Source organism: Anaerotignum lactatifermentans, assembly GCF_014982935.1.
Taxonomy (GTDB): domain Bacteria; phylum Bacillota; class Clostridia; order Lachnospirales; family Anaerotignaceae; genus Anaerotignum; species Anaerotignum lactatifermentans.
Genome location: NZ_JADCKK010000042.1, coordinates 1 through 22,051 on the forward strand (window position 1 = coordinate 1; position 22,051 = coordinate 22,051).

Consider the following 22,051-nt stretch of genomic DNA (forward strand, 5'->3'; position numbering starts at 1 on the left):
CGCAAAGTCCAAGAAAGGGAGACGATATACCTATTGCTCCATCATTATACAGCTTAAGCAACAAGATGGATAATTCCTTACTGGCTGTAAGGGATATTAACCATAAATATATTGTAGTAGAAAGGAGGTGCGAGATGTACGCACAGGTCATCATTGATGCCAATCATGCGGAGGTAGACCGTGTCTTTGATTATAGAGTGCCTGCGCAGTGGGAAGAAGAAGTTTGCGTAGGGCTGCGTGTTATGGTGCCTTTTGGGCAGCGCAACACCAAACGGGAAGGTTATGTCATTGCCCTGACGGAAACGACGGAAGTACCTGCAGGGAAAATCAAGGAAATCGTGGAAATCCTGGATGAAGGCAGACCCATCCTGACGCCGTCCATACTGGAACTGGCAAAATGGATGAAAAAGGAATATTTCTGCACATTGAACCAGTGTTTGCAGGCTGTGATGCCGGCGGGCATCCGCACCAAAAGCGTCTGGTATGCAGAACTGACGGGACAGACGGCAGAACTTTCGGAAAAAGAACAGCAGATGATAGATGTGCTGGAAGAGCAGGGCGGTGCGGTTCCTCTGCGAGAATTGGAACAGATTTTCGGCAATCGCACGGAATATATTCTGCGCTGTTTACAGGAGAAAAAGGTTGTCCGTCTGCACCAGAAAACCACACGCAGTACCTATAAAAAAGAAAAACGATATGTTTCCCTGACAGAAAATGAAGAACTGCTCATAGCAGCAAAGGAAAAAGCAGAAAAAGATAAGCGTCTGGCAGGACAGCTGCGTGTACTTTCTGCCATTTGCCCGGGAGAAAGCATTTCCGTAGAGGAATTGAAGGAAAAGGCTGCTGTGACAGATTCCCCCATTCATACCCTCTTGCAAAAGGGCATTTTGGTAGAACAGCGCAGACAGGAAAAGCGGGATGTGTTCCAATTGGAGGATTACACACCGACCCAGCCTTTTTATCCAACACCGGAACAGGCGCAGGCGTTGACCCTTTTGCGAGAGGAAGAGCAGAAGGCGCAGAAACGTCCCGTACTGCTCCATGGTGTTACAGGCAGCGGCAAAACAGAAATCTATATGCAGCTTATTGAGCACGTCATTATGGAAGGTAAGCAAGCCATTGTGTTGGTGCCGGAAATTTCACTGACACCGCAGATTATGGAGCGGTTTATTTCTCGTTTTGGCAAGCGAGTTTCTGTGACCCATAGCCGCCTTTCCTTGGGAGAGCGGCTGGACCAGTGGCGAAAGGCAAGGGACGGAGAAATTTCCATCATCATTGGACCACGTTCCGCATTGTTTATGCCGTTCTCCAATCTTGGGGTCATTGTCATGGATGAGTGTCACGAAAGCAGTTACATTTCCGATGTAACACCCAAGTATCATACCCGCGAAGTGGCAAGAAAGCTGTCGGAACTGACAGGAGCATTGCTGGTTATGGGCAGCGCTACCCCTGACATCGACAGTTATCATCGGGCAGTGACAGGAGAATTTTTGCTGCTGCAATTGAAAGAACGGACAAAGGGAAGCCGTTTGCCAGAAGTCTTTGTGACGGATATGCGGAAGGAGCTGGAGGATGGCAACCGTTCCGCTTTTGGATTGCCTTTGCAGCAGGCAATCCAGGAAAATTTGGAAAAAGGACAGCAGACCATGCTTTTCCTGAATCGACGGGGATATTCCACATTTGTTTCCTGCCGAAAATGCGGAGAAGCATTGACCTGTCCTTCCTGTAACGTTTCTTACACTTACCATGCGTCAGATAAGGCATTGGTCTGCCATTACTGCGGCAAAGAAGTGCCGGTGCCTAAGACATGCCCTTCCTGTGGCTCCCATTATATCCGCTATTTTGGTACAGGAACCCAGAAAATCGAGGAAGAAACCAGACGGCTGTTTCCAGAGGCAAGTATTCTGCGTATGGATGCGGATACCACCACAGGGAAAAACGGGCATGCCCGCATCTTGGAACTGTTTGGAAAAGGAAAGGCTGATATTCTCATTGGTACCCAGATGATTGCCAAAGGTCATGATTTCCCCAATGTGACGTTGGTGGGGATTCTGGCAGCGGATCTTTCTTTGAATTTAGGTACCTATCAGGCGGCGGAAACCTGTTTCCAGCTCATTACCCAAGCGGCTGGCAGAGCCGGACGAGGAGAACTTGCCGGACGAGTGTTCATCCAGACTTACCAGCCGGAAAATCACGCCATCCGTATGGCGGCGGCACAGGATTACGAAGGATTTTATCAGGAGGAAATCCTCCTGCGGCAGGCAATGGAGTACCCGCCTTTTTCTCACATTTTCTCTGTGCTCATCACTGGAGAAATGGAGCAGGAAGTGATGCTGGCTGCACAGCGACTAGGGGCTTATATGAATCATTACGCAGAACGGGCAGGCTGTACCGTAGTTGGTCCTGCACCAGCGCCTTTGCCGAAATTCCGTGGAGAATTCCGCTGGCAGATTTTTGCCAAGGGAACGGATGCAGATCGGCTGAAAGCCTTTGTCCTGTATACTGTAGAGCAAACAAAAAAAGACGTGAGCCGGGAAATCCGCTTTCATCTTGCTTTCCTTGCGTGAAATCTTGTAACTTGCTAGGAAATATGATAAAATACTCTAATGCGAATCATTTCGCAGACAACAATCGAACATCGGTGGCGCAAGGCGCCTTTTAGGAGGATAAAAAATGGCAAAAAGACAAATCAGAATCAGTACAGATGAGGTTTTGCGTAAAATCTGCAAACCTGTCAAAGAAATCACACCCAATACATTGACACTGCTGGACGATATGGCAGAAACCATGTACGACGCAAACGGCGTTGGTCTGGCTGCGCCTCAGGTAGGCGTTCTGAAACGCATTGTTGTGATCGACATCGGCGATGGTCTGGTAGAACTGATCAACCCTGTCATCGTAGAAGCAACAGGTTCTCAGATCGACTATGAAGGCTGCCTGAGCGTTCCCGGCGCAAGCGCACGTGTGGATCGTCCCGCTTATGTGAAAGTGGAAGCTCTGAACCGTGACGGTGAAAAAATCATCGTGGAAGGGGAAGAATTGATGGCAGTTGCACTGTGTCATGAATTGGATCACCTGGATGGGATATTATATATTGATAAGGCTCTGCCCGACGAAGACGAAGCATAAGGAGGAATTGCCATGCGCGTAATTTTTATGGGGACTCCCGATTTTGCGGTGCCTTCTCTGGAAGCGCTGCTGACAAAGCATGAAGTGGTGCTGGTGGTGACACAGCCTGATAAGCCCAAGGGCAGAGGGAAAAAGATGGTGCCTACACCAGTGAAAGCATGTGCTTTGGAACATGGTATTCCTGTTTTGCAGCCAGAAAAAGTGAAAGAACCGGAATTTGTGGAACAGCTCCGTTCTTATGAACCGGATCTGATCGCTGTAACAGCTTTTGGACAGATTCTGTCTGAACCCATTCTGGAAATGCCTAAATACGGCTGTATCAATGTTCATGGTTCTTTGCTGCCTAAGTATCGCGGTGCGGCACCTATGCAGTGGTCTATCATTGACGGGGAAAAGGTGACAGGTATCACCACCATGTATATGGCAAAAGGTCTGGACAGCGGTGATATGCTGCTGAAAGCGGAAGTGGAAATCACAGATGAAGACACTTTTGCTACCATCCATGACAAAATGGCAGTGACAGGCGCAAACTTGCTGCTGGATACACTGGATCAGCTGGAAGCCGGTACTCTGGAACGGATTCCGCAGGATCATGATGCGGCAACATATGCACCTATGATTACAAAAGAAACCGGTCATATTGACTGGAGTAAAAACAGACAGGACATCATCAATCTCATTCGGGGATTGAATCCAGTTCCGGCGGCATATACCATTTATGAGGAAGAGGTTTTGAAGATTTTCGGCGCAGTAATTTCTGATGTGCAGGCCGATGACGCAGCCAATGGGGAAATTGTGGCTGTGGTGAAAAAAGGCTTTGTTGTCAAATGCGGTGACGGTTGTCTGCTCATTACAGAAGTGCAGGCACGCGGCGGCAAACGCATGATGACAGACGCATATCTGAGAGGACACGCAATGAAAGAGGGCATCCTTTTGCAGTAAGACTTTATGATTCTAGGAACTGAAAAAGGAGGAATCGCACCATATGTTTTTTTATGGATATAACATGGATTATGTTTTTTTATTGATCATTGCCGTTGTCTTGGCTGGTCTGGCACAGGCAAAAGTATCGTCTACCTATAACAAGTATTCCCGTGTGCCTAACAGACGCGGGCTGACAGGGGAACAGGTAGCGGCACAGATGCTCATACAGGCTGGTATTCACGATGTACGTATTGAACGCGTGGCTGGTCATCTGACAGACCATTATGACCCCAGAACAAAGACGCTGCGCCTTTCTTCCGGCGTATATGATGGCAGAAGCGTAGCAGCACTTGGCATTGCTGCCCATGAAACCGGGCACGCTATCCAGCATGACACAGGCTATGTGTTCCTGGTGCTGCGCAGCACATTGGTACCTTTGTCCAATCTGGGTTCCACACTGGCTTGGCCTTTGATCGTCATTGGTCTGCTCTTTGGGGGCAGTTCATCCAATATGTTCATCACACTGGGCATTCTGTTTTATGCCCTGGCAGTATTGTTTACCATTGTGACACTGCCTGTGGAATTTAACGCATCTTCCAGAGCGCTGCATATGCTGGAAGACCAGTATTTCCTGGATGCGGATGAAATTGGCGGCGCAAGAAAAGTGCTTTCTGCGGCAGCCATGACTTATGTAGCAGCGGCGGCTGTGGCAATTTTGCAGCTGCTTCGTTTGATTGCCATTTTTGGCGGCAGACGGGACGACTAATCACGAATGAGAAAAACGGATAAAATCCAAATCATCAGGGTTTTATCCGTTTTGTATTTTTTACGGGTTTTTTCGGCGCAAACCGTGAAAAATGGCGAAAAATATTGATGTATGGCGAAAAATCCCGTATAATAATAAGTTGATAAACCAACGGAAAAAAGACAGAAGGGAATTTGAAATGAAATGATCCAAATCAATCCCAGAGAAGTAGCGGCAGAAGCCATGGTACAAATTTTGGCGGAAGGCGCATATAATAATACGGCGCTGCGGCGTCTGCTGCGGCAAAACGGAGCCATGTCCCAGCAGGACAGGGCTTTTGTGACAGAAATCGTCAATGGCACACTGCGGAACATTTACTATGTGGACTATGTCATTGACCAGTTTTCCAATACGAAATTAAGTAAAATCAAGCCTTGGCTGCTGGCGGTGCTGCGTACAGCGGTGTATCAGATGCTTTTCATGGATGTGCCTGATAATGCAGCATGCAATGAAGCGGTGAAGCTGGCAACGGCGAGAGGGTACAAATCTCTTAGTGGCTTTGTCAACGGCGTTCTTCGTGCCATCGGCAGAGGAAAAGCAGAAATCAAACTGCCGGAAAAGGGAACAGCGGAATATCTCAGCGTTGTGTATTCCCATCCCCTGTGGCTGGTGAAAATGTGGGTGGCATATTACGGCTACGAAAAGACAGAATCACTTTGTCAGGCAGATAACGAAGCGCCTGATGTGACTATTCGGGTCAACACTTTGAAAACAGATGCCGAAACGCTGGCAAAACAGCTGGAGGAAAAAGGCATCACTGTGCGGCAGGGCAGCCTGTGGAAAGACGCGCTGCATTTGAGCAGAACAGCGGATTTGGGACGACTGGCAGAATTTCAGGAAGGTCTGTTCCATGTGCAGGATGAAAGCTCCCAGACAGCAGTGGCAGTATTAGACCCCCAGAAAGGCGAAAAGATTTTAGATCTTTGTGCGGCGCCTGGAGGAAAAACATTCACCATGGCGGAACGCATGGAAAACAGCGGCGAAATCCACGCCGGTGATATTTACGAACATAAAGCGGAACTCATTGCTGATGGCGCCAACCGTCTGGGCATTTCCATTGTGAAAACATCCGTTAGAGATGCTTCTGTGGAAGACGCTTCTGCCATTGGGGCTTATGACCGTGTGCTGGCAGATGTGCCTTGTTCCGGGTTGGGGCTTCTGCGGAAGAAACCAGACATCCGTTTGAAAAAAGACGGCAGTGAAATCGACGCACTGGTGGGCATCCAGCGTCAGATCCTGGAACAGGCGGCAAAATACGTCAAAGACGGCGGTGTATTGGTTTACAGCACTTGTACTTTGAGCCGCAAAGAAAATGAAAAAAATGTGGAATGGTTTTTGCAGAACCATGAATCCTATAGATTAGAAGATTTGGGACAATATCTGCCGGAATCTCTGGCAGCGGAAGGTGAAAAAGGCTATATCACCCTTTTCCCTCAGTCCCATCATACAGACGGGTTTTTCATTGCCCGCCTGCGGAAGAAAGGAATGTAAGTATGGCAAAAACAGATGTGAAATCCATGACGCTGGAAGAATTGCAGCTGTTCATGGGGGAATTGGGCGAACCGAAATTCCGTGCCAAACAGATTTTTGACTGGCTCCATCAAAAACAGGTGGATACTTTTGCCGAAATGACGAATCTTTCTCAGAAACTGCGGGAAAGATTAGAACAGGAAGCAAAAATCGGCGGCGTGGAAATGGTGGAACGGCTCCTTTCCAAAGAAGATGGAACCAGAAAATACCTGTTTGCCTTGGAAAATGGCTCCATCATCGAAAGTGTTTTGATGCAGTATGACTATGGGAATACCGTTTGTGTTTCCACACAGGCAGGGTGCCGTATGGGCTGCAAATTCTGCGCTTCTACATTGGACGGCGTAGAAAGAAGCCTGACACCGGCGGAAATGCTTTCTCAGGTTTACACCATTCAGAAGGATTTGGGACAGCGGATTTCCGGCGTGGTGCTCATGGGCAGCGGCGAACCGCTGGATAACTATGACAACGTGCTGCGGTTCATTCATTTGCTGAACGACCCTGCAGGGCAGAATATGGGACAGCGTCATATCACACTTTCCACCTGCGGACTCATTGAAAAGATGTATCGTCTGGCAGAGGAAAACTTACAGATTACCTTGGCAGTTTCCCTTCATGCGCCAAACGATGAAATTCGCAGAGAAATCATGCCTGTGGCGAAAGCAAATCCCATGGAAAAACTCCTTGGAGCATGTGTGGATTACGCAAACCACACAAAACGTCGCATTACATTTGAATATGCCATGATTCAGGGGGTCAACGACAGTGATGCCTGTGCCAGAGAATTGGCAGACAAACTGCGCCATACCCTTTGTCATGTAAACCTGATTCCCATGAATCCAGTAAAAGAAAGAAACTTTACCAAGAGTTCTACAGACCGCGTGCAGCGTTTTGCGCACCTGCTTCAGGAACACGGAGTGGAAACTACCATCCGCAGAAGACTGGGCAGCGATATTGACGCGGCTTGTGGACAGCTGAGAAGAAAATATATGCAGAAATAAAAATCAGACGGCTTTAGACGGGGAAAAAGCCTTAGGAGGTGGAAAAACGTGAAGGCAGTCGGAATCAGCGACATCGGAAGATGCCGCAAAAATAACGAAGATGCTTATTATTTGGCGGAAGAAGATGCACCGCTGCAGCATTTGTATATCGTCGCAGACGGTATGGGGGGATGCAATGCCGGCGAAGTAGCAAGCAATGGTGCCATTGAAGCCTTTGTGGATTATGTGGCGGAACATAAAGAAATACAGGAAATTCCGGATTTGCTCACAGGCGCTTTTCAGGCAGCCAACAAATCCGTATTTGATCAGTCCAATTCCGCGTTGGAATTTGCAGAAATGGGAACCACTATGGTTGCAGCTGTAGTGGATAACGGAAAAGCCTATGTAGCCCATGTTGGTGACAGCCGCGCGTATTTGATGCAGAAAGAGATTTTGAATCCTCTGACCACAGACCATTCTTATGTGATGGAACTGGTGAGACTGGGCACCATCACCAAAGAAGAAGCGGCAGTGCATCCAAAGCGCAATATCATTACAAGAGCTGTCGGTATCAAAGACACAGTAGAAACGGATATGACCATCGTACCAGTGGAGAAAGGAGACCTGCTCCTGCTCTGCACAGACGGTCTTTCGGGCATGCTTTCTGATGAGGAGATGGCTCAGATGCTGCGGCAGAAAGAATCCGTGAAAAGGAAAGCTGAAAAATTAGTGGAAACAGCAAATCTGCGAGGCGGTTATGACAATATATCCCTCATTTTGATAGAAATTTAGGAGGTAACGACTGATGTTATTGAATCCGGGTTCTGTCCTTGGGGACAGATACGAAATCATAGAGAAAATCGGTTCAGGGGGCATGGCGGTGGTTTACCGCGGCAAAGACAAGAAACTGGATCGTTATGTGACCATCAAAGTTTTGCGGGAAGAATTTATTGGCGATGAAGAATTTATTGAACGTTTCCGTTCGGAAGCATGTTCTGCCGCAAGACTTTCTCACCCGAACATTGTCCGTGTGTATGATGTAGGCGAAGATGGAGATATCAACTATATCGTTATGGAATACATTCATGGGGATACGCTGAAAACAGCCATTCGGAAGAAAGCACCTTTCGATTCCCGTTCCACCATTAATGTAGCCATCCAGATCGCATCTGCCCTTTCTCAGGCACACAAAGCACATATCGTACATAGGGACATCAAACCCCAGAACATTCTGGTGGGAACAGACGGCGTAGTAAAGGTAACAGACTTCGGCATTGCCCGTGCTGCCCGTGCCGCAACCATGACAACCACAGCCAATGCAGCAGGTTCTGTACATTATTTTTCTCCAGAACAGGCAAGAGGCGGCTATGTGGATGAAAAGAGCGATATTTATTCTCTGGGTATCACTATGTTTGAAATGATTACCGGCGTACTGCCTTTTCAGGGCAACAATTCTGTTTCCATTGCACTGAAACATATCAATGAGGAACTGCCGGATATCCGTCAGTATAATCCAAACTGTACACCTTCCTTGGAAGGCATCATCAAAAAGGCAACCATGAAAAAAGCCGATGAACGTTATGCAAATATCGACCTTTTGCTGGCGGACCTCATGCGTGCCAGAACAGAAGTTGCCATGAATGCAGAACAGGAACGCCGTGCGGAAGCGAAAGAAAGAAGCCATGCAGTGGCAGCTGGCACAGCAGGCGCAGCGGCGGGAGCGGCAGCTGGTATCCGTATGAGCAGACGGGCAGAAGCGGCAAAAGAGCTGCGGGAAGCGCAGGAAAGAGCAGAAGCAGAACGCGCTAGAATCCGCAAAATGGAAGACGAAGCAGTGACAGCAGAAAGCCCTCTGGTACATAGACGGGCAGAAAGCGGCTCTCATTTCCGTGAAAATATACCTGTGGAAAATCGTGCTGATGATGCTACACGAAAAGCAGACGAAAACGAAATTGACCTGATTCGCTTCAAAAAGAATGAAGAAGCGCCAGCGGCAGAAGAACCTCAGGTTGAAGGCGATGTAAATACACCGCTGGTAAGTTTCGAAAAATATGGCAAACGCCTGAAAATTTCCAAAGACGATAATTACGAAGGCGAATATATGGCAGTAGAAGAAGTGAAGAAAAGCAGACGTCCTGAACGGAAACGCCGCAATCCTCGAAAAGAAGAGGAGTACGACAACGAACGGGATCGTAAGGCAGAACGCCGTGTTATTGCAGCAGCCATTGTCACAGCCATTGTGCTCATTGTAATCATCAGTTCCGTTGGACTGCGTGTACTGGGCGGTTTCAAGGGCTTTGGCAGCGGTGAGAAAAATATTGAAACACCACAGTTCATTGGCATGACCTACGAAGAAGCGCAGGCAGAAGCAGAAAAACTTGGTCTGAAACTGGTAAAAGAAGGCGAGGACTACAGCAGTTATTATGATGAAGGTCTGATCTTCTGGCAGAATGTAGACCCTGAAACCATGGTAGCAGGCAATACGAAGATTGGTGTCAAAGTCAGCATTGGTTTGCAGGAACAAGAAATGCCCGATGTACTTCATAAGTCTGAAAACGATGCAAAAGAAGCCATCATTAAACTGGTAGGTACTTCACCTGATATCGTATATGAAGAAAGTGACGAAGTAAAACCTGGTCACGTTATTTCCCAGAATCCAGAAGAGGGAACAAAGATTAATGCCCATACCCATATCACACTGACTGTATGCAAGCCGGAAGAAGGCGGCGATGTAGTGGTGCCTGATGTACAGGGCGATACAGAAAACAGCGCGGTACAGAGTTTGACAGCCGTTGGTTTGACTGTCGGCAATATTTCCTATCTGGAAAGCAGTACGGTACCAGAAGGCAAGGTTATCACACAGACATTGACACCGAATTCCGAAGTACCTAGCGGCAGCGTGGTAAATCTGGTTGTCAGCAGCGGTGCACCAGCACAGGAAGAACCTGAGGAAGAAGAACCACCTAGAGAAGGCGGCAGCGGTCAGCCGGCTGATTCAAACAGCACCAGCACCCAGTACTTCACCATTACAGCACCAGAAGGCGCTGGTGATACGGTTCATGTCAAAGTTGTAAAAACTGACGCTGAAGGAACCACAACTGTTATTGATGAAACAAGAAATCTGTCTGACTTCCCCTTCAGTATTGCCGTAACAGGTACTGGCAGCGGTACTGTCACCGGTACAGTGGATGGACAGACAACATTGTCCGAAAACGTAACCTTCTGAGAATAAGGAGTAACATATGTTGGATGGAGTGATTTTGAAAGGAATCGGCGGATTCTATTATATTGATACGGTGCAAGGCATATATGAATGCCGTGCCAGAGGGATTTTCCGTAAGGAAGGCATTCGTCCGACGGTTGGGGATTCCGTGCAGATTTCTGTGCTGGATGAAGCTAACAAAAAAGGAAGTTTGGATGTGATTCTGCCCAGAAGAAATGAGCTGATCCGTCCCAGAGTTTCCAATATTGATCAGGCGGTCATTGTCTTTGCGGCAAAAAGCCCCAATATGAATCTGGATCTGCTGGACAGGTTTTTGCTGCTGGCAGAAGAACAGGAACTGGATATTGTCATTGTCATCAATAAGATTGACAGAGATAAACAAAACAAATATGAGGATGCTGCTGCTCTTTACAGAGCGGCAGGCTATCCTGTCATCTGCACCAGTGCGGAAAAGGGCATCGGCATCGAGGAACTGCGAAAAGCATTAGAAAATAAGATTTCCGTATTTGCAGGTCCTTCAGGTGTAGGGAAAAGCAGCCTCATCAATGCCGCTTTCCCCGGTCTGGAGCTGAATACAGGGGAAATCAGTGAGAAAATACAGCGTGGTCGTCATACCACCCGTCATGCGGAACTGATTCGTATTACAGAACAGAGTTATATCGTGGATTCTCCCGGGTTTACCTCTCTGTTCCTGAACCATATCCCGTCAGATAAATTACAGTATTATTTCCGGGAATTTCAGCCTTTTCTGCACAAATGCTATTACAACGGCTGCGTGCATATCAATGAGCCGGACTGCGCCATAAAGGAGCAGATCGGCGAAGCCATTGACAGCCGCAGATATGAAAGATACAAAATGCTTTATGAGGAACTGGAAAACGAAAGGAGAAACTAAAATGGCTATTTATTTGTCCCCTTCTATGCTGTCCATTGATTTCACAAAGGTAGGCGAACAGCTGGCAATTGTGGAACAGGCAGGGGTGCCTTATATCCATCTGGATGTAATGGATGGTGTGTTTGTACCCAATATTTCTTTTGGGATTCCCGTTATCAAGGGGATTCGCAAAGCCAGCAACATGGTTTTTGACGCCCATCTGATGATTGTAGATCCGGAGCGTTATGTGGAACAGTTCCGTGACGCTGGGGCTGACATCATCAATTTCCATGTGGAAGCCACCAAAGACCCTGCGGGCTGCATTGCGAAGATCAAAGAAAGCGGTGCAAAAGTGGGTATCACCATCAAACCCAAAACACCAGTGGAAACCATCAAACCTTACTTGAAAGATGTGGATATGGCGCTGGTCATGACCGTAGAACCTGGTTTTGGCGGTCAGAAATTCATGGCAGACCAGGTGCCTAAGATTGCTCAGCTGGCAGCATGGAAAAAAGAAATGGGTCTTTCCTATGACATTGAAGTTGATGGCGGCATCACACTGGATAACGTCAGAGAAGTGCTGGATGCAGGTGCCAATGTCATCGTGGCAGGCTCCGCTGTGTTTGGCAAAGAAGACATTGCCGGTGCAGCAAAAGGTTTTATGGAAATTTTCAAGGAGTATGAGGCAAAATGAAAGCAGTATTGTTTGCAGGGGCAGCCATAACGGATTACAGTTTTTGTGAGAAGTATTTGCAGGATGCAGATTGCATCATCTGTTGTGACGGCGGCATGCACCATGCAAAAGCCCTTGGGATTACACCGGATTACATCGTGGGGGATTTTGACTCTGTGCGTCCGGAAGTGCTGGAAGAATATTGGAATATGGGCATTTCCATTCGCCAGTTTCCTACTCACAAAAATGAAACAGATATGCAACTTGGCATGCTTCTGGCGTTAGAGCTGGGAGCAACGGAATTGGTGCTCATCGGCGGTATCGGCGACCGTTTCGACCATACCCTTGCCAATGCCCATCTGCTGCTGTATCTGTTGAAAAAAGGCGTTCGAGGCATTCTGGTCAATGAGAAAAACCGTGTGGAACTCATTGATCAAGAAGTCACCCTTCATGGACAAGCAGGAGATCTGGTGTCCACCATTCCTTTGAGTATGCTGGTGGAAGGTGTGACACTGGAAGGTCTGGAATATCCGCTGGTAGATTATGATTTGGCACTGGATGATAAATTGGTGGCTGTCAGCAACGTCATGATAGGCACTGAAGCAAAAGTGAAAATCCGAAAAGGGTATCTGTTTGTGATGCAGACAAGAGATTAAAGAAGAAAGTGGAAATGGAAAAGCAACTTCCCCTTAAGAAAACATTGATTTTCTTTTCCTTGATTTCTTAAGGGGAATTGCGACGGCTGTATTCATAAGAAAACATAACAAATAAAATTTTCATAAAATAAGAAAGCTAAAATCCTTTGTCATGATAAGGATTTTAGCTTTCTTTGTTTTCTTATGAATATGCCCCTAATCCATCCCCACTTTTTTTATTGGTGTGATACAGGCAAATTTGCTGTCCTAATGGCATAACATGAATCAGGTTGGTTTGTGGAGGGATTGGATGGCAACCATTAGCCTATGTATGATTGTAAAAGATGAAGAATTGACCTTGGAACGCTGTTTGCAATGTGCCAAAGGTTTTGCCGATGAAATCATTGTGGTGGATACGGGGTCTGTGGACAGGACAAAGGAAATTGCGGAGAAATATGCGGATGTGGTCTGTGATTTCCAGTGGTGTGCGGACTTTGCGGCAGCAAGAAATTTTTCTTTTTCCAAAGCCACAAAGGACTATTGTATGTGGCTGGATGCCGATGATGTGGTGCCGGAGTCGGAACAGAAAAAAATCGTGGCACTGAAAGAAAAATTGGAGAAAACGAAAGCAGATGTGGTGATGATGCCTTACGATGTGGCTTTTGACGCAGGGGGAAAGCCGACGTTTTCTTATTTCCGGGAACGGATTGTGAAGAACACGGGACGTCCTTTATGGGAAGGACGGGTACATGAAGTCATTACGCCTTACGGAAATATCCTCCATGAGGATATCCACGTGGAACATCGAAAGGAAAAAGCCTATGACACAGATCGAAATTTGCTGATTTATGAAAAGATGCGAGCAGAAGGCTGTGTATTCAGCCCCAGAGAGCAGTTTTATTACGCCAGAGAATTATATTACCATGGACGATATGGAGAAGCCATAGACGAATTTCGTGTATTCATGGGCAGGGAAGGGGCATGGCTGGAAAACAAGCTGGAAGCCTGTCGGCAGATGGCAGTTTGCTATGGTCAGCTGCAAAAACCACAGGAGCAGCTGGAAGCGCTGTTTTACAGTTTTACGCTGGATTTACCTCGGGCGGAAACATGTTGCGATTTGGGACGGTATTATTTCGATAGACAGGCGTGGAGAGAAGCAGCTTTCTGGTATGAAACAGCTTTGCGGGTGGAAAAACGGAAAAATGGCGGCGGTTTTATCCGGGAGGACTGTTATGGGTATCTACCTTGCATCCAGCTCTGTGTCTGCTATGACCGTTTGGGACGACGGGAAAAAGCTGTTTCCTATAACGAAATGGCAGCAGTATTCAAGCCGGAGGACAGGGCTGTGGCCTATAATCGAGCGTATTTTGCAAATGTATCCAAAGGATAAAAAATGGCACTGCCTTTTTGCGGCAGTGCCATTTTGATTTTCATAAAGATTTGCCTTACAGCAGTGTTACGCCTGCTGCGCTGCAAACGTCGATGGTTTCCTGATCCCAGATAGAGGACTGTACTTCACCGATGTGGGCTTTGCCCAGCAGCAGCATGCACAGACGGGACTGACCGATACCGCCGCCGATGGTGCAGGGCAGTTTGCCTTCCAGCAGCATTTTGTGATATGTCAGGGCGCGTCTGTCGTCACAGCCAGCTTTTGTCAGCTGTCTGTCCAGAGATGCAGCGTCTACGCGGATACCCATAGAGGAGATTTCCAGTGCGTTGTCCAAAATGGGGTTGTAGAACAGCAGGTCGCCGTTAAGCTGCCAGTCATCATAGTCAGGTGCACGACCATCGTGGCGTTCGCCGGAACGAAGAACGTCACCGATCTGCATGATGAATACAGTCTTGTATTCTTTTACAATGGCGTTTTCTCTTTCCTTTGGTGTCAGGTCAGGATATTTGTCTTCCAGTTCCTGAGAAGTGATGAAAGTAACTTCTCTGCACAGTTCTGTTTTGATGCGAGGATATTTTTTCTTCAGCACTTCCAATGTGTCGCAGATGCAGATCACAATACCCTGTACAGTGAATTTGAGTTCCTGAATGTTGCGTTTTTCCGGTGTGATGACTTTTTCCCAATCCCACTGGTCAACATAAATAGAATGGAGATTATCCAGGGTTTCATCACGACGAATGGCATTCATATTGGTATACAGACCTTTGCCGGGACGGAAGTCGTAGCGGTAAAGAGCCATTCTTTTCCATTTTGCCAGAGAGTGTACTACTTCAGCAGTTACGCCAGTAGCAGGCACTTCAAAGCTTACGGGACGTTCTACGCCGTTCAGATTATCGTTCAATCCTGTGGAAGGATCAACGAACAAAGGCGCGGATACCCGTTTCAGATTCAGTGTCTGAGACAGATGTTCTTCAAAAGTCTGGTGAATCAGACCGATTGCGTTTTGTGTTTCATATAAAGTAAGTACAGACTGATAGCCTGCGGGAATATATGTTTTACTCATGAAAACCCCTCATTTCTCCTGTGATATTTCATACCTATTCAGCATATCATAAACGGCGGATTTGTCAAGGGATGGGGCGTCCTTTGCGGAAAAATCTCCCCTTTGAGCTGCTGTAAAACGGAAAAAGGAATATGGAAAATAGGTTTTTCTGAGGAAAAAAGGACTTGACAGTTAATTCCTACACTTGTATGATATAGTAAAACATACAAGTGTAGGAATTGAAAGGAGGGAGCCTTATGCAAAAGCTTCCCGATACGGAACTGGAGATCATGCAGGTGATTTGGAAGGAAAACAGAGTGCTTTCCACTTCGGAAATCAAAGAAAAACTGGAAATGAACCGCCCATGGAATGTGTCAGCCCTTCAGACACTTTTGAATCGGCTTATTGAACGTGGATTTCTTTCCAGCCATAAAGAGGGAAAAAACAGATATTACGAAATCGCAGTGAAAGAGGAGGACTATCTGGCTTTTGAAAACAGTTTGTTTTTGCGGAAAGTCAATGCCAACTCTTTGACAAAATTGGTGGCGTCTTTGTATCGGAGCCATACCATTTCCGATGCGGATTTAGATGACTTGGCGAAGTTTATCGAGGAGAAAACAGGAGGTGCGTGAGCATGATGTGGGAAACCATTGTACAATGGGCACCTGTGGTGCTCCGCAGATGTTTTGACGCTGTCTGGCAGGTCACGCTGCCATGGATCATCGCTATTTTATTCTTGATGGTGATGCGTCCCGTTCTGATGAGAAAATACAGTGTAAAATGTTATCTGAACTGCATGAGGGGCATGATGGTGTTTTTGCTTTTTTCCATGACGATGTATAGCGGTAATGCTTATTGGAAGATTCCGGGGCCGGATGCATGGTTTTCTCGTCAAGTACAGAAAAGCGTGATGGAAAGTGGGGAAGAAACAAAGGAATTGCCTATTACAATGGCTATGTCAGAGGAAAACATTGCCTATCGTCAGGAAATACCGGTAACACAGACGCAAAGCCAGCAGCAGCCAACAGACACAATTACAGCAACAACACAAGAAAAACAGACATTTCCAGAATTATATCAAATCTGGGCGGTAGGGATGATATTGTTCCTGCTGTTTCATTTGGTGCAGTATGGGCGCATGCAGTGGTATCTCCACAAAGGACGACAAAAAATCACCGATGCGGCTTTGCTGGAAAGTTATCAGCAGCTTTATCGTGATATGCCCATTTTGGTGCGGAAACCGCGGATTTATTGTCATAATGGTCTGCCCAGTTCCATTTGTGTGGGATTGTTCCGCAAAACCATATATGTGGATACCCAGGACAGGGATCTGGAAGAAATGAAATGGGTACTGCGTCATGAGCTGTATCACTGCGACAATGGAGATATGCTAGGTAGATGGATTTTCATGGTAGTACAGGCAATGCACTGGTTCAATCCACTGATGTATTGGCTCATAGACCAATTGGAATGGGTCACGGAATTGGAATGTGACGCAAAAGTGGTGGATGGTGCTGATTTGCAGGAGCGAAAAGCCTATAGCATGGCGATCCTAAACAGTATTCGAGAAGGAAATCGGAAAAGAGCCAGACTGTCTACAGCTTTTGTGGAAAATCGAGAAACACTGGAAAAAAGATTGGAGGCGATTGTGGATATGCAGCATAAGAAAGCAGGGAGGATGGTACCAACATTGTTCTCTATAGCCCTTGTATTTTGTTTCTGCTTTGTGGGTTGTACCCCTGTGGAATCCCAGCAGACCACAGAAGCCGTGCAGACGGATTTGACACGGGAATTGTATGACGCCAGAACGCCTTACATCGGCAGTGCTTCCGATGTAGGAAAAATACTGGGGCTGCTGCCATTGCCAAATGGGCTGACAACGCATGAAGAAGGCATGGAGCTGTTTACAGACGAAGGAAGTCCTTTTGGTGCCAAACAGCATTTGATGTTTACAGAAGCCACTACAGAAGCGGAAAAACAGGCTTTGCTTTCCAATACAGATCAGCTGGAGCGAAATGCGTATCTGTTCTTAGCATTGGTGGATAATGCGGATTTTCTGGAATATAAGATACACGATACCCCTACAACGGAAAGTGTGACATTCCGTTTCGATAGACAGATGGCGGAAAAATATTATGGTGATATAGACCTCCGTTCTTTTACGTCAGATTTTGATACATTTGCCGCTTTTGTGGAAGAACTGAATATCCTTTTTGACTGCCCCTTTACAGAAACGTTGGAAACAGCAGGTCGTGAAAACTGGGTGGAAAATTATCAGACAGCCATGGAGCTGGTACAGAACATCAGCGCAGAAATGCCTTTGCAGGGGGATTTTGCAGCATGGGCAGACCAGATGCGGCAGTCAGAAGCGTTTGCACAGCTTGTGGCATTGGGAGATGATGCGTTGATTTATTGCCTGATGCAGATGCCCGGCGGTACAGATACAGAAAGTTATGTGACCATGCTGGCGGCGGATGAATTGGCTTACGGCAGCAGAAGAGATGGCGCAAGCCTTGACGAAACGCTGGAAGAATGGTATCAGGTTTACTGTGCACTGGATTCTCAGTATGCAGTGCATTTCTATAAAGGTTTGGAACAGGAGTATGCAGACATGCCCGAAGCGGAATATCTGTCTTTATCCAAAGAAGCAGCCCGTTCCCGAGTAACATCTAAAGAAACGGCAGTGCAGGCAGTATACAAAGCCCTCTCTGATTATATGGAAGAAGATAAATTGAACGGACATGAATTGGTGGTATTTGCGCCATTGGTCTTGGATGTGGCAGAAACAGAGGACACGCTGCAAGTATGCTGTGTGGTAGGCAATGACAGATACCGCATGAACCGCGTAGGAAATCAGGGGTATTGCCTGCTCAATGAAGGCGGTTCCCGGGTGCCTGCCCGTTTGGATTTTGTGAAGGAACAGGGAGAATGGAAGCTGGAAGAAATCCATTGGGCAAAAGATGGCAGCGGATATGCTCCTTCTATCAAGGATATGGCACCCAATGAGGAAGTGGCACAGAAAATGATTGATTTCGACAGCGACGATATGACGCGCCTGCTTTATGACAATTTGATTCAGTACATGAATGTGACAGATACCTCTTACATGGTTTATGATATGGGGTATAAAACAGAAGATTTACAGCAGGAACTGCGGCAGTTTTTACAGTTGGCATAAAAAACAGTTTTCGCTAAGTAGTTTTTTTCTTGATTTCTGAAGGGAAATTGGGACGGTTATTTTCAAAAGAAACGAAATCTAGTATAAAAATAATAGCCGGAATCGTCTGTTTGCAAGGATTCCGGCTATCTTTCTGCAAGGTATGTCTTTCTTCTATATTGCAAATGATGCCATAAAAAAGATAGCCCAGAGGCATGCTTTGGTTTAGTGGATGCTTTTCTATAAAGTGTGCTTTATTGCTGTAGCCTGGCATCTTTTAGGGAGAAAACAGAAAAAAAGGGGATTAGGGATATCTTCATAAGAAAACAAAGAAAGCTAAAAGCCTTATCATGACAAAGGATTTTAGCTTTCTTATTTTTTATTAAGATTTTTTGTTATGTTTTCTTATGAAGCCAGCCGCCGCAATTCCCCTTAAGAAATCAAGGAAAAGAAAAATCAATGTTTTCTTAAGGGGAAGTTGCTTTATTACTTTTTTTTAAGAATATACAAAATAAATTGTATGCTATATACAAAAAATGAAATCTATTGTAGAATATAGAAAACTTAAATTGGAAAGAGGCTGGAAAACACAGCAGAAAAGTGTAGTATTTTGAAAAGGCATAGATGAAAAGGGGGATATTTATGGACGAAAGATATGATGAAAAGAATCAGGGGACTTGGGCAAATGATGCGCAAATGCCAGATATCCTAAAAGACGGAAATATTCTGGCAAAGGAAACCGCAAAAAAAGAGCAGGCGGAAGTTCTGGGGAAATGGCTGTGGATATTGTTCTGGCTGATCATTCCCAGTGCCATTGCAGGTATTTTGAGCAATGAAAATCTCTTTGGCAAGGAATCAGGTGTTTATATTTTTGGAACCCTCTTATCCATGGTTGTAGGGATTTTGTACGGCGTGATTCTGCTGCCTATGAGAGGTGTAGAAGAAAAATATCGTATAGCTGGTATCTTCAGCATTTTAGCTGCGGTGTTATCCATGGGTTTGGAAGTGATTCAGGTGGAAAGTCCGTTGATGGTTCTTGTCATTGGATTGCCTACGCTGATTTTGGGTTTGATCGCAAAATATTATGAATTCCATAGTCATGCGGCAGTGCTGCGGGAATTTGATCTGGAGTTTTCTCAAAAGTGGCTGACATTGTGGAAATGGTATTGTGTGATTATTGCGGGAATGATTGTGAGTACGTTAGTTGTCTTAATTTCTTTCTTGCTGGCAGCGCTCCTCATTTTGGTATTTACCATCGGTACCGCTGTCATTGCCATCGTGCAGCTGGTTTATCTGTATAAGATGGCAAAACTTTTCCGACAGTATGCTTAAACAAAAAGAATGTCGTTTAGAGGCGTCTTCATGAAGAAACATAGAAAGCTGAAATTCTTTATAAATAGAAGAATTTCAGCTTTTTTGTTGCAAATAGATAACAAATATTACACGAATGTATCAAAAAATGTACAGATTTCTTAAAACAGCAGACAAAAAATGGGTTTCTGCTATACTGAGTTTAGAAGCAAACGGAAAGAAACAGAAAAGGGGGGCATATATGAAAAAGGGAATTTGTATTTTGCTGAGCAGTGCCTTGCTTATGGGAACGGTGCCTGTGTATGGAAATGATGTGGAACAGGTGACACATACTTATCGGGCAGAAGTTGGCACGAAGAATTTCTATAAGGATGATGTCTTGCAGACTTTGGACACGGAAATCTATTTGAAAGATGGCTATGTGATGCTGCCGGTGCGGACATTTTTTACAGCGGTGGATGAAAACGCCCAAATTATATGGGACAGAGAGAAACAGGTGGCAACGGTATGGATGGGGCAATATCCTATCCGATTGGATGTGCCGCAAAACGAGATAGCTGCGGCGAGTGTAAATATAAACGTATCAGGCAAACTGGAAGTGAAAGAGGGTCGTTTGTTTGTACCCCTGCGAAACTGGCAGGAAATCCTGAAACGATGCAACTATGAAATGGATGAGGACAGCATTGTCTGGGACAGTGAAAAAGGCGAAGCCATTGTCAAGATTGGGGAATATGTCATCAACAGGGAACAGGAGTTGGCAAAGCCAGAAATCACAGGAGAAGGTCAGAAACCCATCTATCTGGTGGAGCCGACAGAAGCATATGATTTTATCTGGAATGTAGGTGACGGCTATTTCATTACGAGGACATATCAAAATGGATACAAGTTTACAATACTGGATAACACATGGAAAGTGCTTGCTTCCTTTGCACCCGGAACAGTTTATGATGTTGGATATTTGGGAGAAAATCGTTTCTGTGTCTATGAGTATGAAGGGAAAGTACGTCCGGATTATGTAGTGGATGCTAATGGAAATCAGTTGTTTTCTGTACCTTATGACTCAATAGGAAGATATTATGAAGGATTAGCGGAAGTCCGAGAAAAAACGGAAGATGGCTATCGTTACGGCTATATAGACACAGAAGGAAATTTGCGGATTCCCATGGAATATAGTTATGCAGGAAATTTTTCAGAAGGTGTGGCTCCGGTATCCATAAGTGAATCAGGCATGGGACAGTATGGCTTCATTGACACAAAAGGGAATATGGTCATTGAGCCAAAGTATCGTTCCGCAGATCCTTTCCGAGAAGGTTTGGCACATGTGCAGACGATTTCAGGGGAAGGTTTCATCAATCATCAGGGAGAAGAAGTGATTCCGCCTCAGTATGGCTTTGTCAGTGATTTCCAAAATGGCACCGCTTTTGCTGTTACAAAAGATAAGATGCAATTTGTTGTTCTTGATCAGAACGGAAAAGAAGTCAGAAAATTACTGGAAGCAACAGAGGGATTATCTTATTTCTATACGCCATCCTGGGATTTGCTGGAAGTAGAATACCCGTTAGGTTATCATGGAGTTTATCGTTATTATGACAAAAATGGAGAAATTTCCAGAGAGACCTATGAACTTCGGTCTGGTTTTTCAGAAGGGCTTTCCGCTGTCCTTGATAAAGAAACAGGAAAATATGGCTATGCAGATGAACAAGGGAATATGGTGATTGCTCCTGTGTTTGATTATGCAGCACGATTTAAGAATGGATATGCGGTGGTAACGCAGTATATCCCAAATGAAAATGACACAATAACCCACAAAAATGGGGTTATCAAAAATCCTGTGATGAAATGATACATAAGGGGGAATTTTACATGAAAAAAGGGTTTTGTATTTTGTTGAGCAGCGCTTTGCTTTTGACAGGGACGGTACCGACATGGGCAAAAGAGGAACGCTTATTACAGGAGCCTCATGTGTATCGTGGGATAGTTGGTACGACAAATTTTTATAGGGACGATGTCTTGCAGTCTTCGGATGCGGAAATCTATCTGAAAGACGGCTATGTGATGCTGCCAGTGCGGACATTTTTTACATCCATCTATCCTGACGCACAAATCTATTGGAATAGTGTAGACCAGCAGGCAGGGGTGCTTCTGGGAGAAAATTCTGTATTTTTGTATGTGAAGGAAAATAAGATCGTTGTCAATCGCGAAGAACAGCCTGTGGTGGGAAGAATGGAAGTGAAAAACGGTCGGTTGTTCATTCCTGAACTGCACCCCATTTGTTAGACAGTATGATATACTGAATAACAAGTGGGGTGATTTTTATGCCAAAAGGAGTACCAAATAAACGATATACACCAGAATTCAAGCAACTGGTGGTAGAAACGATG

The 22,051-nt window shown here is 45.7% G+C and carries 18 protein-coding genes; 17 read left to right on the plus strand and 1 reads right to left on the minus strand.

Annotation, left to right across the window (positions count from 1 at the left end):
* Nucleotides 1-134: 134 nt before the first annotated feature.
* The 12 genes from priA (at nucleotide 135) to INF29_RS10235 (ending at nucleotide 14,160) form a co-directional block, all read left to right on the plus strand.
* Nucleotides 135-2,567 (plus strand): primosomal protein N', encoded by a 2,433-nt coding sequence (priA, locus tag INF29_RS10180; protein WP_193486413.1) that lies wholly within the window; start codon nucleotides 135-137, stop codon nucleotides 2,565-2,567.
* Nucleotides 2,568-2,673: 106 nt separating this feature from the next.
* Nucleotides 2,674-3,129, plus strand: a complete 456-nt coding sequence (gene def / locus INF29_RS10185) for a peptide deformylase (RefSeq protein WP_022255619.1) — start codon at nucleotides 2,674-2,676, stop codon at nucleotides 3,127-3,129.
* Between the two features lie 12 nt (nucleotides 3,130-3,141).
* The gene (gene fmt, locus INF29_RS10190) at nucleotides 3,142-4,071 is read left to right on the plus strand and encodes a methionyl-tRNA formyltransferase (RefSeq protein ID WP_087988765.1); all 930 of its coding nucleotides are present in this window, start codon (nucleotides 3,142-3,144) and stop codon (nucleotides 4,069-4,071) included.
* A gap of 43 nt (nucleotides 4,072-4,114) precedes the next feature.
* Nucleotides 4,115-4,819: a zinc metallopeptidase gene (locus INF29_RS10195; protein WP_193486416.1), complete on the plus strand. Its 705-nt coding sequence runs from the start codon at nucleotides 4,115-4,117 to the stop codon at nucleotides 4,817-4,819.
* A 183-nt stretch (nucleotides 4,820-5,002) separates the two neighbouring features.
* A complete protein-coding gene (gene rsmB / locus INF29_RS10200) occupies nucleotides 5,003-6,349 on the plus strand; it encodes a 16S rRNA (cytosine(967)-C(5))-methyltransferase RsmB (RefSeq protein WP_193486418.1) in 1,347 nt (448 codons plus the stop codon).
* A gap of 2 nt (nucleotides 6,350-6,351) precedes the next feature.
* Complete coding sequence (rlmN, locus tag INF29_RS10205; protein ID WP_072851059.1) at nucleotides 6,352-7,386, plus strand: 23S rRNA (adenine(2503)-C(2))-methyltransferase RlmN; 1,035 nt, start codon at nucleotides 6,352-6,354, stop codon at nucleotides 7,384-7,386.
* Between the two features lie 48 nt (nucleotides 7,387-7,434).
* Nucleotides 7,435-8,157 carry a Stp1/IreP family PP2C-type Ser/Thr phosphatase gene (locus INF29_RS10210; RefSeq protein WP_193486420.1) on the plus strand — a complete coding sequence of 241 codons (723 nt, stop codon included), beginning with the start codon at nucleotides 7,435-7,437 and terminating at the stop codon, nucleotides 8,155-8,157.
* Between the two features lie 13 nt (nucleotides 8,158-8,170).
* Nucleotides 8,171-10,591, plus strand: coding sequence for a protein kinase domain-containing protein (locus INF29_RS10215; RefSeq protein WP_193486423.1), 2,421 nt, complete (start codon nucleotides 8,171-8,173; stop codon nucleotides 10,589-10,591).
* Nucleotides 10,592-10,607: 16 nt separating this feature from the next.
* Nucleotides 10,608-11,483 carry a ribosome small subunit-dependent GTPase A gene (rsgA, locus tag INF29_RS10220; protein WP_191343993.1) on the plus strand — a complete coding sequence of 292 codons (876 nt, stop codon included), beginning with the start codon at nucleotides 10,608-10,610 and terminating at the stop codon, nucleotides 11,481-11,483.
* 1 nt (nucleotide 11,484) lies between these two features.
* The gene (gene rpe, locus INF29_RS10225) at nucleotides 11,485-12,156 is read left to right on the plus strand and encodes a ribulose-phosphate 3-epimerase (RefSeq protein ID WP_072851065.1); all 672 of its coding nucleotides are present in this window, start codon (nucleotides 11,485-11,487) and stop codon (nucleotides 12,154-12,156) included.
* Nucleotides 12,153-12,791 carry a thiamine diphosphokinase gene (locus tag INF29_RS10230; protein WP_193486425.1) on the plus strand — a complete coding sequence of 213 codons (639 nt, stop codon included), beginning with the start codon at nucleotides 12,153-12,155 and terminating at the stop codon, nucleotides 12,789-12,791. The genes rpe and INF29_RS10230 overlap by 4 nt, the downstream gene beginning before the upstream one ends.
* 289 nt (nucleotides 12,792-13,080) lie before the next feature.
* A complete protein-coding gene (locus tag INF29_RS10235; RefSeq protein ID WP_193486427.1) occupies nucleotides 13,081-14,160 on the plus strand; it encodes a glycosyltransferase family 2 protein in 1,080 nt (359 codons plus the stop codon).
* A 55-nt stretch (nucleotides 14,161-14,215) separates the two neighbouring features.
* On the opposite strand, the gene asnA is transcribed toward INF29_RS10235, so the two are convergent.
* Nucleotides 14,216-15,223, minus strand: a complete 1,008-nt coding sequence (gene asnA, locus INF29_RS10240; RefSeq protein WP_072851071.1) for an aspartate--ammonia ligase — start codon at nucleotides 15,221-15,223, stop codon at nucleotides 14,216-14,218.
* A 236-nt stretch (nucleotides 15,224-15,459) separates the two neighbouring features.
* On the opposite strand from asnA, the gene INF29_RS10245 reads away from it, so the two are divergent.
* From INF29_RS10245 to INF29_RS10265, 5 genes are all read left to right on the plus strand, one after another.
* Nucleotides 15,460-15,834 (plus strand): BlaI/MecI/CopY family transcriptional regulator, encoded by a 375-nt coding sequence (locus INF29_RS10245; RefSeq protein ID WP_193486429.1) that lies wholly within the window; start codon nucleotides 15,460-15,462, stop codon nucleotides 15,832-15,834.
* Between the two features lie 2 nt (nucleotides 15,835-15,836).
* The gene (locus tag INF29_RS10250; protein WP_193486431.1) at nucleotides 15,837-18,380 is read left to right on the plus strand and encodes a M56 family metallopeptidase; all 2,544 of its coding nucleotides are present in this window, start codon (nucleotides 15,837-15,839) and stop codon (nucleotides 18,378-18,380) included.
* Nucleotides 18,381-19,001: 621 nt separating this feature from the next.
* Nucleotides 19,002-19,691 (plus strand): hypothetical protein, encoded by a 690-nt coding sequence (locus tag INF29_RS10255; RefSeq protein WP_193486433.1) that lies wholly within the window; start codon nucleotides 19,002-19,004, stop codon nucleotides 19,689-19,691.
* Nucleotides 19,692-19,911: 220 nt separating this feature from the next.
* Nucleotides 19,912-21,513, plus strand: coding sequence for a WG repeat-containing protein (locus INF29_RS10260; RefSeq protein WP_193486435.1), 1,602 nt, complete (start codon nucleotides 19,912-19,914; stop codon nucleotides 21,511-21,513).
* A 20-nt stretch (nucleotides 21,514-21,533) separates the two neighbouring features.
* Nucleotides 21,534-21,947, plus strand: a complete 414-nt coding sequence (locus tag INF29_RS10265; protein ID WP_193486437.1) for a stalk domain-containing protein — start codon at nucleotides 21,534-21,536, stop codon at nucleotides 21,945-21,947.
* Nucleotides 21,948-22,051 lie beyond the last annotated feature (104 nt).

Coding starts and splice junctions, on each gene's coding strand:
- INF29_RS10235 (WP_193486427.1), top strand. CDS start 13,081: ATGGCAACCATTAGCCTATGTATGATTGTAAAAGATGAAGAATTGACC.
- INF29_RS10250 (WP_193486431.1), top strand. CDS start 15,837: ATGATGTGGGAAACCATTGTACAATGGGCACCTGTGGTGCTCCGCAGA.
- rlmN (WP_072851059.1), top strand. CDS start 6,352: ATGGCAAAAACAGATGTGAAATCCATGACGCTGGAAGAATTGCAGCTG.
- def (WP_022255619.1), top strand. CDS start 2,674: ATGGCAAAAAGACAAATCAGAATCAGTACAGATGAGGTTTTGCGTAAA.
- INF29_RS10215 (WP_193486423.1), top strand. CDS start 8,171: ATGTTATTGAATCCGGGTTCTGTCCTTGGGGACAGATACGAAATCATA.
- fmt (WP_087988765.1), top strand. CDS start 3,142: ATGCGCGTAATTTTTATGGGGACTCCCGATTTTGCGGTGCCTTCTCTG.
- INF29_RS10230 (WP_193486425.1), top strand. CDS start 12,153: ATGAAAGCAGTATTGTTTGCAGGGGCAGCCATAACGGATTACAGTTTT.
- rsmB (WP_193486418.1), top strand. CDS start 5,003: ATGATCCAAATCAATCCCAGAGAAGTAGCGGCAGAAGCCATGGTACAA.
- INF29_RS10260 (WP_193486435.1), top strand. CDS start 19,912: ATGAAAAAGGGAATTTGTATTTTGCTGAGCAGTGCCTTGCTTATGGGA.
- INF29_RS10245 (WP_193486429.1), top strand. CDS start 15,460: ATGCAAAAGCTTCCCGATACGGAACTGGAGATCATGCAGGTGATTTGG.
- asnA (WP_072851071.1), bottom strand. CDS start 15,223: ATGAGTAAAACATATATTCCCGCAGGCTATCAGTCTGTACTTACTTTA.
- INF29_RS10265 (WP_193486437.1), top strand. CDS start 21,534: ATGAAAAAAGGGTTTTGTATTTTGTTGAGCAGCGCTTTGCTTTTGACA.
- INF29_RS10195 (WP_193486416.1), top strand. CDS start 4,115: ATGTTTTTTTATGGATATAACATGGATTATGTTTTTTTATTGATCATT.
- rsgA (WP_191343993.1), top strand. CDS start 10,608: ATGTTGGATGGAGTGATTTTGAAAGGAATCGGCGGATTCTATTATATT.
- rpe (WP_072851065.1), top strand. CDS start 11,485: ATGGCTATTTATTTGTCCCCTTCTATGCTGTCCATTGATTTCACAAAG.
- priA (WP_193486413.1), top strand. CDS start 135: ATGTACGCACAGGTCATCATTGATGCCAATCATGCGGAGGTAGACCGT.
- INF29_RS10255 (WP_193486433.1), top strand. CDS start 19,002: ATGGACGAAAGATATGATGAAAAGAATCAGGGGACTTGGGCAAATGAT.